Below are 11,951 nucleotides of genomic sequence, written 5' to 3' on the forward strand. Positions count from 1 at the left end.
CCTGACGAAGTAAAAATCCCCAATAATATCAAGCCACCCTTCTTTACGACACATTGCTTTTCAAGTTTCATATGAAGATTTAAAAGAGTCTTTAAAATGGTTAGAATCTATGCAAGTTGAGGTTGTGCCATTTGGTAGTAGAAAATCTATTGAGCCATTTATTCGGCCACATCAAAGTAATGCTTCAGTTTACTTCAAGGACCCAGATGGTAACAGTTTAGAATTGATGTGTTATGTTGAAGTTCCTAATAATTTAAAACATATTACTGATAAGTTGTCCTTTGAGGATTGGGAGGAATTAACTAAAAGTAAATTAAAATGATAGATTGCATAATTAATTTATTTTCTTATGGAACTAACGGGTGCGTTAGTTCATTAATAGGGGTTGCTGCGGCAGCCTTTTTCTAATGGAACTATCGGGGCAGTTTAGTTGAATAAGAAAATGTTATAAAATAGAGAGTTGAAAGGTGATGAGGATAGTAAGTAATCCAGTTGATATAGGGGATGTTTATATGAATTGGAACTGGAATGAAACCACTATAGATTTTCCATTCTCGTCCAAAAACTTAAAGAACTTGTTAAATACTGTATGTAGAAAAGAAAACAGATTTTCACAATATGAGTTAATTAAGTGGTGTGATAACCTCACAATGGCTTTTGAGGAAGATGAAGCTGGGGAATTTAATGAAATTGATGAAATAGCTTTTGGAATAGCACGAGATATTGAATGTCAATGGGATTTATTTTTGGTAAATACTTACTCATTAAAAGAATTGCAGAACTTAGACCTCTCAAAAGTAAAGTTACCTCAAGATTGGTTTATAGAGTGGTTAGAGCAATTAAACGAGAAATAAAAGGAACAATAAAAATTCTAGTTCAGCTAAAGATAATGAGGAGAAGAGAAATGTTACAAAACAGTTTGATATTAAATACTAGTTTTTGGACCAAAACACTCTCCATAGGTATTGAGTATCCTATACGCATAATCTTAATAGGTGTAGGTATATGGGTGGGAGTTACTTGTATAAAGCAAAGACATTTTCTATCTTGTTTAGTTTTATTATTACACACTGTGCTTCTTACTGTTGTCACTTTTACAAACTTACTTACAAATCCTTTGAAAAGTGTACCTACTCTTCTTCAATATGGTGGTGTAGCAGTCTTAACAGTATTATTTTGTATAGTATATGAATATGAATCTTCCCGTGAGTAAGTAAAGAGAAGAATATTAATCAACAAATGATTTTAAGAAAAATGAACCCTTCGCTAGTATATATAGCAAGGGGTTTTCAAATTTATTGAATTAGTATCTTCTTCGTTTATCTTGGCATCTCAAGAATAAAGAAAACGACACAAAAGTATAGACAGGCTGTCGAGAAAATCTATATAAAATGTGAAAATTTACACTTAAACTAACGGGTGCGTTAGTTCTATAAGAAGGATCCCCTTTTCTTTTTGCAGCTAAAAGGGCAGATTTATTCAACTAGGTTTATGATAGACAATAGATATCAATTGGATTTTTTTTCAAGGGAAGAATATATGAAATTTTGCGTAAATATCTCTATATAAATTGGCTATATTATCAGCTTATAGTAGGAGGTTGAAAAGTGGAATTATTATTTGGTATAACTATTGCAAATATTTTAATTGGATTTGTTCTGGCTTATATAACAAGAAATATGGAAAGTAAAAAAAGTACCAAAATTCAATCTTCAGTTTGGGGGATAATGTGTATAATTCTTATATTATGGTGGATATTTACTAAATGAATAAATGGGATTTAGGAGTAGCATAAGAGAAAGTTGCCACCACTTTTTTTATTATTTAACTAAAGGGTGTGTTAGCTGAAGATCAGAGCTGTCTTTAAGGCGGCTTTTTCTTATGGCACTAACGGGGCAATTTAGTTGAAGAACAAAAGATTTATTTCCATAAGGAGGGCTTATGGTTATAATTAACAATTTTAAAATTTCCTTATCATTCCAATTGGCGTAGAATTGGAAATAGCAAAAGTAATATCCATTTGAAGTCAGAGGAGAAGGATATAAATGCCTTTTATTTTTAAATCAATTGACCATATTCAGCTCGCTGCTCCTAAAGATAGTGAGGACACTGCAAGAAAATTTTTTAAGAATATTTTAGGTTTTGAAGAAGTTGAAAAACCTGAAGAATTAAAGAAACGTGGCGGGGTTTGGTTTGAATTTGGAAATTATCAAATACATATAGGAATCGAAGAACCATTTTATCCAGCCAAAAAGGCACATCCTGCTTTTGAAATAGAAAATATAGAGGAATTAAGAAAACATCTGATAACAAACGGTATTGATGTTATGGATGACGATAAACTTCCAGGTGCCAAAAGGTTCTATATTTCCGACCCTTTTGGTAACCGTATGGAATTGTTAGAGTGGATTAAAGGGTAAACACTTTCTTATTGCATTCTAACATGCCTGGAGTTGATCAGCAGCTCCTTTTGTTATGGAACTAAAGGGGCAGGATAGTTGAAGAGTACTCTTTGACCTAGTAAATTAATTATTAAAAAAGGTATGAGGAGAATAATAATTATGGAAAATACAGCATTAATAATTATTGATTTGCAAATTGGTGTTCAGCCTGAAAATGTTCCACTTTATAGCTTAACGAATGTATTAAATGGGGTTAATCAAAGAATTCGTTTATTTAGAGAAAAAAACAATCCTATAATTTTTGTTCAACATAATGATAGTGATCTGGTTCTTAATTCTCCAGAATGGCAACTATTTCCGGAATTAGATGCTAAAGATACAGATATCTATATCAACAAAACACATGCAAACTCATTTTACAAGACTGATTTGAATGAACAACTAAGGAAATTAAATATAAATAAACTCGAAATTTGTGGCGCACAAACTGAATATTGTGTAGATACAACTATTAGAATGGCTCATGGATTAGGATATAAATTATTTATGAAAAAAGGGTTAACTACCACCCTTAATAGTGATCTTCTAGGACCAAAAACAATCATTGAACATCATGAGAATCTCTGGAATAATAGATTTCTAACTTTTTTATAGAAATGAATTGCTTCTATCAAGATGAGTAGTCCTTAACAAATACCCTGCTCCGATGGCCATAAAATCCACCCAGCGATTAATTTGGTTGATGGAGCTAACAAGACGCTTAACGATCACATCTCGGTTAGCCATAAGGACACGAAGTTTTTCAAATGATTCTGAAGTGGAACGAACGAAGGCATAGTAGCCATTCTTCACCATATCAGCGATGACAAGGGCATCTTTTTTATCACTTTTGGATGGCGTATTATCACGATTTTCTTTGTTTCTTTTGACATGGTGAGGATTGACCGTGACGACATCGATGTTTTGTTTGACTAGCCACTTTGAAAGGTTCATCCAATAATGACCGGTAGGTTCCATTCCGACTATCGTTGTGTCTAGGTTTTTTATGTGTTTTAGTTCCTTGATCCAGTTTAGTAATCGAGTAAAACCTTCTTCGTTATTTTCAAAAGACAAAGGTTTCCCGACCACAATGCCCCGATAGTTTACAGCACGTGCCACGTGTACGTGTTGGGCAATATCCACACCAACAACTAGATGTTGATGCGTAATTCTCTCAATTAGTTGATTTTATTTGTTTTGCATTTTAAAATTCATAGTAGGGCTGGCTTCCTCTTTAAGATGAGTTTTGGTTTGTGTGTACTCTCATCATACTGAGGGGCTCTGTTTTTTTCAAAGCCGATAATTAATGCTCTACAGGAATGCTAACGGGTACTGGTTAGTAAGTAGAGGAGGGAAAAATAATGAATCCAGTTGTTGGTCTGGATGTGGGAAAAGGAGAGAGCCAAATTCAGGCATTCTTAGATCAATCTAAACCGTATGGGAAGAGCTTTTCAATGAAGCATATCAATGAGGAGTTAGATTATTTTTTAGAATTTCTAAAAGAAATTGAAGAGGAGACAGGGCAGATGCCTATGATCATTTTAGAATCTACAGGGCATTACCATTCTCCCGTTATTCAATAACTGGAGGAACAAGGGATTCTATATATCTTACTATACCCGATTATTTCTTATCAGGCAAAGAAGTCCAGTTTACGGAAGGTAAAATCAGACGCTATCGATACGTACCAGTTGTGTGTGCTGTATTACAAAGAGGATTTTGAACCTCATAGTATTAGAGGAATTAGCTATTAGACCTTCGGAATTTGTCAAGACAACAGGAAATCATAACGAATATGTATGTGGAAGCTAAACTTCATTTTCACACCATTTTAGATCAAGTGTTTCTTTATTGAAGATCGTATAGTGGCCCTGGCAAATGAAATGGAAAAATATAAGATCATCCAATCGATTCCCGGTATCGGAGAAAAAATCGCAGCCACGATTATCTCTGAAATTGGTGAAATCGATCGGTTTAATCATCCGAAAAAACTGGTTGCTTTCGCTGGAGTAGATCCGAGTGTCCACTCATCGGGTAAGTTTACGGCAACCATTAATCGTATTACAAAAAGAGGTTCGAGCAGACTACGTCATTCTCTGTATCTTGCCGTACTATGCGGCATAAGAAGTTCAAGGAACAAAAAGCTTAAAGCCTTCTATGATAAGAAAAAATCAGAAGGAAAACCGGCCAAAGTGGCGATCGTTGCCTGTATGAATAAGTTGCTTCATTGGATTTACGCTTTATTAAAGAGAAAAGAAACGTTCCTAGATTTAGCCTAATTAACGGTTTTGTGAAACAGAGAAAAATCCTTCCAAAAGGGTTTTGGAGGGTTATTTGTCATGAACAAAAATAGTATATCATAAGGGAAATGGAAATTTTAGAGAAAGATATTGACATCCTATTAGTTGGTTTATTTGATTAAGGAACACAAAGATGATCAATCTTTTTTATAAAAGAATAATCCAATTTAATAGTATAAGGATTCATCTTTTTTAAAACCTGCCCTTTCTATTTATTCATTTATCAAGGTTTCTTGTATTAATTTGATCAAACTTTGTTTTAAAGCTATAGAAACAAAAAAATTTTCAGTACTTTCCCCAGATATATCCATGATATGGTAAAGGAAGGAGATACCTCATTATGGGGGTTACCCGTAAGGTTAATCAGGTCACTAAAAGAAGAGCAAACCCTGTAACTGGTTTACCCTCAGTAATTAATTGAAATTAAATTTATAAGATTCTAACATTGAAACTTGTTTTTTAATTGTTAACTCACGAAACTTAACTTTTTTGTTTCGGTATTCAGTTCCATAGAGTGAGCATCAGGAACTAAACCAATAGCCTTGAAATAATATTTCTTCTGTGTTTATTGATTGCCTATATTCTGTATTATGTACATTAAAGATTTGAATGAGTTTTTATGCTCTCCCCGTCTTTTTTCGCCTAAATCAGTTCAAGGCTGAGTTTAAACCCCTCTTGTTTTATGGTGAATTAACAGTGTTCATATTAATATACAGTTTACTAATTTTTTTATGTCAGATATTTGTTTAGTCTACATCTCTTTATAATTTTGATTGATGTTGATTTAAGTTCTCTGCCTTTGCTTTTGGTTTGGGTGAGTACTCAGAGATGTAAATAGCAATTAAAATTAAAAAGGCTCCTAACCATTCTATTCCTTGTACAAATTCCCTAAGGACAATAAAAGCAAATATAGTGGCAAATATAGGTTCGCTTAATTCTAAGAACTGAACTTTATTAGCTTCTAAATAGTTAAGAGCTCTCGTTGTACAGTAAAAGCCTCCTATAGTAGGAAAGATTGCTAATGCTACTAAGGATGGAACTGAACTTACTTCTGGCGCAACTATTCCTTCTCTATAGAAAGGAATAAACAAATAAAATACCCCAAATAACATGAAATACCAAATTAATGATAAACCGCCATCTAAAGAGAATTTTTTTGTTAACACTAAAAATAAACCATAACCAACACCTGCAACACCTGCAAGAATTGCTCCCTTTGAAAGACCTCCAGTAGCCCCCTGTGCAAGTGCCATTATTATTAAGCCTATTATCAATAAGAATAATCCTACATACTTTAACTTGTTCTTTTTTTCCTTTAATAATAAAGAACTAAACACAAAAGTTGTTAAAACAGATGAACCTAATAGAAGAAACACGACAAAAGGTACAACAGCATAGTTATAAGCAGTGGTTTCGAAAAAATATAAAACAAATATTCCTAAAAAGGAGCAAAGCGCAATAGCCTTAATATTTTTCGTTAATAGAATGATATTTTTTCTGAAATCAGAATTAAAAACAGCAAAGATTGAAAGGAAAACAAAAGCAATAAAACATTTATAAAATGAGACAGCTGCTGGCGTTAAATCACTTGAAAATAAACCTTTGCTAAGTATTCCTACGGTACCATTTAAAATTGCTGCTCCTAAGGCCAAAAATATGCCTAGAGTGTATGTGTTTTTCATGCGCTTTTCCTTGATGCTTTTATAATAGGTAGTTTGTTATTCTTGATTAAATCGAAAATTAATGGTGGATTAGAGTTAGAAGAAATAAAAACCCCTCCCATTTTTTTATTTAGTTCTCTATACATTTTATCCTTCATCATAATTTTATGTGCTTTGGCAATATTCCAATAAGGAATACTAGCTTGAAGATGATGAGTCAAATGGTAATTTTCTGCATGAATACTTAGAAAGAAAGCTTCAATCCAATGACTATATCTATTACGGGTCATTTTAATACTCTTTTTATTTTCTAATACTAATGGATAGTGCTCTGCTATTTCAATAAACCAGCCAATAACCATAAAAGACGTGAAATACGGAATAATCCAATAAAGAAGGAGATATTTTAAAGAGTCAAAGTATGCTAGTACACCAATAATTGCAATCCACATCACTGCCATAGCGGTAAATTGCTTAGGATATTGTTTTAATTGTAACATTCTGTATTTAAAAACGTAATAAGCGTAGCTCAAAATATTTAATAAAAATAAGGGTCTTAATACATATTTAATGAGAAAATGATTGCTATTTCGTAACTTATACAATCCTGCTTCTATATGGTATTGATAATCAGGATCTTTATTTGGATCTCCTAAATGGGTGTGATGTCCCTTAACATGGGAATCTTTATATATATTAAATTCTTGTCCAATAAGATAGCCTGAAAAGTACGTTCCTAATATGTAATTCAGCTTTCGGCTTTTAGACAAACATAGATGTGAAGCATCATGAAGTATTGTTGCTAAAGCTCTTTGTCTAGATCCAATTATAAGTACAGATAGTAAATAAAACCATATACTGTATTCTCCTAAAAATATAGATAATCCAATTATAAAGTAGTCATACAAGACTCCGATTATTCCTCTGTAGTTATTTGACTTATACAATGGTCTTAATTCTTCTCTCACTTCACTAGAAAAATTGTGGTATTCATAACTTGCCAATATATAACCTCCCCTAATAATTTTTCACACATCCACTTAAAGCGTTGTTAAGCGTGCTCTCATACATTCTCTCTAGCAAGACCGTATCTTTAATTTACAATAGGAACTACATAAACATACAGAAAACAACAATAAAACCTATTTTTCCCTATATAATATTAACTTTACAAATATATATAAATTTTCATATGCAATATAATCTCATATTTAATATGAATATGTGAAATAGAAGAGGTGGTGCTTGTTTAACTAACGGGTGCGTGTGCGGCCGAGCATAGGTCGTATCATATAGCGGGTGGGATTCCCGTCGAGTAAGAACTAGCCATTCGCTCGTAGCGAGTCTTGGAGGGCTAAAGGTAAATTTAGTATTTAAGCGTAGACAGCTAGATAGCTAGCAGAAAGCCAAATGGTTGAAGGGATAGAGCTCCATAATGTTAGTAAATCGAGAGGGCTGATGCCTTACGCACAGCAGAAAGCTACATTTTACCTTTCGTTAAAGGCAAGAAGGGTAAAACCTCTCTGGAGTCAGAGACCTTGGCACGTTATACATTGATATGATGCGGCAACTCGGGAGACCCTACCGGTCTTTTCCTTTCTTTTTTTAGAAGAGTATGGTGTACAAGTGATAACAAGCAAGGAAACCAAATGCCGATTGTAGGGAGTCGGATAGCAGCGTAGTACCAATGAAATTGGGTAATGCCGATGGAGAAAGGCTAGCTACCAGTCATCACCCTTACTAGGGACACATTTACTACACACAGAGGTAGGAATACTAAATGGAAACAAAACTACTAAGGATAACAGAATTAGTGGAGTTAGTATAGTTTCATGGACACATTTTAGTTAAGTCCTTACAATGATTTTTGAGAGGATGTGTTCGTATTGGAACGTAAGAATACAGGGAAGAAATATAATAATGAATTCAAGAAGACCATTGTAGATCTTTATCACTCGGGTAATTCAGTAAGAGAATTAAGTGGCGAATAATGGTGTATCAGATGTAACAATTTATAAATGGGTTAAAGAATTTACCCCTATCGGTTTAGGGGAAGAGTCCATGACTCCGAAGGAATTAGCCGCTATACAGAAGGAAAACCTTCGGTTAAAGCAGGAAGTTGAAATCTTAAAAAAGGCTATGGCCATATTCGCAAAAAAGTAACCGAGACAGATCTTACCGAATTTATCGAGGAACATAAGAATTTATATCCCGTACAGAAGATGTGTGAAATACTAGAAATCCCAAGAAGCAGCCATTATCAGTCTCTTCAACTTATCGTCCAATCGCGAACAGGAAAACAAAGAACTAATGAAGCAAATTCATCTCATTTACCTTGAAAGCAAGGGGCGTTATGGTGCTCCCAAAATACATCAAATCCTATTAACCAAAGGATATTCTCTAAGTCTAAAACGTGTTCAACGCTTAATGAGCAAGGCGAGTATTCGTTCTATCACGAAGAAAAAATACCGTCCTTATCCATCTAAAGAAAAAGTTATTCAGTTAGATAATTTGCTTAAACGAGACTTTACCACCCAGACCATTAATGAGAAATGGGTAGCTGATATTACGTATATCCACACGTTAAAAGACGGATGGTGTTATTTAGCTTCTGTATTGGATCTTGATTCTAAGAAAGTAGTAGGGTATTCCTTTTCACGTTCTATGACGACAGAACTGGTCATAAAAGCTTTCGATAACGCTCACTCTTCACAAAAGCCCTCGAAGGGCTTAGTTCTTCATACGGATCTTGGCTCACAATATACAAGCAGTGAGTTTACTCAACATATCCAAAACCATCATATTAAGCAATCCTTTAGTCAGAAAGGTTGCCCGTACGATAATGCCTGTATTGAATCTTTTCATGCCCTATTAAAAAAGGAAGAAGTCAACCACGTGCAATATCTAGACTATCAAACAGCTAAATTAGCGATGTTCCAATTTATTGAAGGTTGGTATAACGGAAAAAGGATTCACAGCAGCTTAGGATATAAAACTCCACAAGCCATTGAAGATCAAATTAGAAATACAGCTTAAGATTTAACTTTTTTGTGTCCAAAATATTGACTCAAATCCATTATTCTTATTCAAAACATTCCACTAATAGTTCAAGCTAAAGAAATCAAATATAATCACGAAAGTATAACTCTTTCTAAAATCAAGAGGAAAGTTGATTTTAAAGTAGTTGTTCCTCAAAATATTCCTAATGATTGGACGTTAGAAATAAAAACATACCCCTGGGATGAAAAAGATAAAATAACTAATTTTAGATTGCACTATATGGATAGCAACGATAAACATTTGCTAATTGGTATTGAGCAAAGTAAGGAATCTTCTAACTCATCTAAGAGTAGTAAAGAAATGAACATTAATGCAGAGCAGGTAGATATAAACGGTCTGTAGAATGGGGTAATAGTGGTGAGGTAGATAATAAGGGAGAAATTATTACTGGTGGTTTACTTCATTGGATACAAGAAGGAACTTATGTAGAAATGGGGAGCTCACGGGTATCAAGGAATAAAATGTTGGAAGTTGCAAGGCCAATGAAATAATTTATAGAACTAACAGGTGCTTTACTTCAATAACAGGGGTTGCTGAGGCAGCCTTTTTCTTTATGCAACTATCGGGGCAGGATAGGTGAAGAAGGAATTTGTATTTACTTCTAGAATATACATAATTATGGAAAGTGAAGGTGGGAGCTTAAATGGATAAGGGCAGTATTTTCGCCCTGCTCGGCTCCAATGGGGCGGGCAAGACAACGGTGGTCAAAGAAGATTACTTACGGAATAATGGTGACTTTGAATTTGATGAAACCGAGAATAAACGTCCGATGAACATATGGCTCTATGCTAAGTGCAGGACATTTCTCGATTCTGATCACCCAGAACAGGATGTGAGTCATCTTTTGATTGCCAATATTCAGTCTCTTTGATGCGTCGAACACGCTTTCAAACATTGATAACAAAAGAGAATTTGTAGAACAATAGGGCTGATAAAAAAGTAAAGAGAGGGAAACCAAATGAAAAAGATTACAACGGGACAAAGCAACACTGGCTTATCCGAAACAGGGCTACGCAGAATGCGCGACGTGCTGGCACGGCATGTCGAGTCCGGGAAGATTCCTGGGCTCGTCGCCCTGGTCAGCCGGTACGGTGAGACGCACGTCGAAGCGATCGGCACGATGCGCCATGACGGTGGCGCGCCGATGCGCCGGGACACGATCTTCCGGTTGGCGTCCACTTCCAAGCCGCTCGCGGTCGCGTCGGTGATGATCCTGCTCGACGAGTGCAAGCTGCATCTGGACGACCCAGTAGATACGTGGCTGCCCGAACTCGCCGACCGGCAGGTGCTGAAACGGGCCGACGGCCCGCTGGACGATACCGTGCCGGCACGGCGGCCGATCACCGTACGGGACTTGTTGACCTCCACGTTCGGGCTCGGAGTGGATATTACGTTGATGGGCTCCCCGATCCAGAACGCGATCTTCGAGAGTGGGATATACGACACGCCGGGGGCGGAGTTGCCCGAGCCGGATGAGTGGATGCGCCGCCTGGGCACACTCCCGCTGAGCTACCAGCCCGGAGAGCGGTGGCAATACCACGTCAGCAACGAAGTGCTCGGCGTGCTCGTCGCCAGAGTCACGGGTCAGACGTTCGAGACGTTCCTGCGCGAACGCATCCTCGATCCGCTGGGGATGAAGGACACTGGTTTCTACGTGCCCGCCAACAAGATTGACCGGCTGCCGCCCGCCTTCAACCCCGATCCGCAGACCGGAGAGTTCATCGTGTGGGACGAGGCCGCAGGCGGACGCTACAGCCGACCTCCAGCATTCCAAGCAGGCGGCGGTGGTCTGCTCTCAACCGTCGACGACTATCACGCGTATTTACGGATGCTGCTGAACCAAGGGATGCACGGGACCGAACGGATCCTGTCCCGGCCCGCCGTCCAGCTGATGACCACCAACCGCCTCACGCCCGAGCAACAAGCCGCCCGAGACGCCCTGGCCAAAAACAACGTCCATTTGTCGCACGGCCAAGGGCAGCACGGCGGCTGGGGCTTCGGGATGGCGGTGCGCACCTACCGTGGTGACTACGCGTCCATCGGCCAGTTCGGCTGGGACGGTGGAACCGGCACCACGACGTACGCCGACCCGGACAAACAGCTCACCGGAATCCTGCTCACCCAGGTCGGGATGTCCACCCCGGATTCAGCGCGGCTTATCCACGACTTCTGGACCATGGTCTACCAAGCAATCGAAGACTGACACCGAGCCCGCGCCTGGTACGCCCGCCCTCAACCCACGACACCCAACGGTCAGCCCCCTGGCGGCCGATTGGAAGCAAAAGTTGCCTTTAAAACATGCTCTTTCTATTTATTCATTTATCAGATTAATTTGATCAAACTTTGTTTCAAATCTACATTAGTTAAGAAGGTTAGACCTAAATTTTGATTTACCTTTATAAAACAAAAAAGTGAACTATACCCCGAATAATGGACACAGTAAAAAAAGTCCCTTATTCGGGGTTTTCTATGTCCTTTTTCTAGAACCC

The 11,951-nt window shown here is 37.2% G+C and carries 8 protein-coding genes and 4 pseudogenes; 9 read left to right on the plus strand and 3 right to left on the minus strand.

Annotated features, from left to right (window positions below):
- Window positions 1–34: 34 nt before the first annotated feature.
- The 5 genes and pseudogenes from N9I19_RS22450 to N9I19_RS22470 form a co-directional block, all read left to right on the plus strand.
- Window positions 35–322, plus strand: a pseudogene (locus N9I19_RS22450) (VOC family protein); the annotation flags it as partial.
- Window positions 323–512: 190 nt separating this feature from the next.
- The gene (locus N9I19_RS22455; RefSeq protein ID WP_317779030.1) at window positions 513–854 is read left to right on the plus strand and encodes a hypothetical protein; all 342 of its coding nucleotides are present in this window, start codon (window positions 513–515) and stop codon (window positions 852–854) included.
- 753 nt (window positions 855–1,607) lie between these two features.
- Window positions 1,608–1,769 carry a hypothetical protein gene (locus N9I19_RS22460; RefSeq protein ID WP_275730236.1) on the plus strand — a complete coding sequence of 54 codons (162 nt, stop codon included), beginning with the start codon at window positions 1,608–1,610 and terminating at the stop codon, window positions 1,767–1,769.
- Between the two features lie 276 nt (window positions 1,770–2,045).
- Window positions 2,046–2,420 carry a VOC family protein gene (locus N9I19_RS22465; RefSeq protein WP_317779031.1) on the plus strand — a complete coding sequence of 125 codons (375 nt, stop codon included), beginning with the start codon at window positions 2,046–2,048 and terminating at the stop codon, window positions 2,418–2,420.
- A 141-nt stretch (window positions 2,421–2,561) separates the two neighbouring features.
- Entirely contained in the window at window positions 2,562–3,056 is a 495-nt protein-coding gene (locus N9I19_RS22470) for a cysteine hydrolase family protein (RefSeq protein WP_317779032.1), read from the plus strand.
- Between the two features lie 57 nt (window positions 3,057–3,113).
- Here N9I19_RS22470 and N9I19_RS22475 read toward each other — a convergent pair.
- Window positions 3,114–3,620 (minus strand): annotated as a pseudogene (locus tag N9I19_RS22475) (IS110 family transposase); the annotation flags it as partial.
- 182 nt (window positions 3,621–3,802) lie between these two features.
- Here N9I19_RS22475 and N9I19_RS22480 point away from each other — a divergent pair.
- Window positions 3,803–4,720 (plus strand): annotated as a pseudogene (locus tag N9I19_RS22480) (IS110 family transposase).
- Between the two features lie 782 nt (window positions 4,721–5,502).
- On the opposite strand, the gene N9I19_RS22485 reads toward N9I19_RS22480, so the two are convergent.
- Together N9I19_RS22485 and gntB are read right to left on the minus strand one after the other, a co-directional pair.
- The gene (locus N9I19_RS22485; protein WP_317779033.1) at window positions 5,503–6,423 is read right to left on the minus strand and encodes a DMT family transporter; all 921 of its coding nucleotides are present in this window, start codon (window positions 6,421–6,423) and stop codon (window positions 5,503–5,505) included.
- Window positions 6,420–7,406, minus strand: a complete 987-nt coding sequence (gene gntB / locus N9I19_RS22490) for a guanitoxin biosynthesis L-arginine gamma (S) hydroxylase (protein WP_317779034.1) — start codon at window positions 7,404–7,406, stop codon at window positions 6,420–6,422. The genes N9I19_RS22485 and gntB overlap by 4 nt, the downstream gene beginning before the upstream one ends.
- An 882-nt stretch (window positions 7,407–8,288) precedes the next feature.
- Here gntB and N9I19_RS22495 point away from each other — a divergent pair.
- The 3 genes and pseudogenes from N9I19_RS22495 (at window position 8,289) to N9I19_RS22510 (ending at window position 11,665) form a co-directional block, all read left to right on the plus strand.
- Window positions 8,289–9,438: pseudogene (locus N9I19_RS22495) on the plus strand (IS3 family transposase).
- Window positions 9,439–10,105: 667 nt separating this feature from the next.
- Window positions 10,106–10,333: a hypothetical protein gene (locus N9I19_RS22505; RefSeq protein WP_317779035.1), complete on the plus strand. Its 228-nt coding sequence runs from the start codon at window positions 10,106–10,108 to the stop codon at window positions 10,331–10,333.
- Between the two features lie 87 nt (window positions 10,334–10,420).
- Window positions 10,421–11,665, plus strand: coding sequence for a serine hydrolase domain-containing protein (locus N9I19_RS22510; RefSeq protein ID WP_283917733.1), 1,245 nt, complete (start codon window positions 10,421–10,423; stop codon window positions 11,663–11,665).
- The last annotated feature ends 286 nt before the right edge of the window (window positions 11,666–11,951 follow it).

It is taken from the genome of Peribacillus sp. CSMR9 (genome assembly GCF_033141925.1).
GTDB lineage: Bacteria > Bacillota > Bacilli > Bacillales > DSM-1321 > Peribacillus > Peribacillus simplex_A.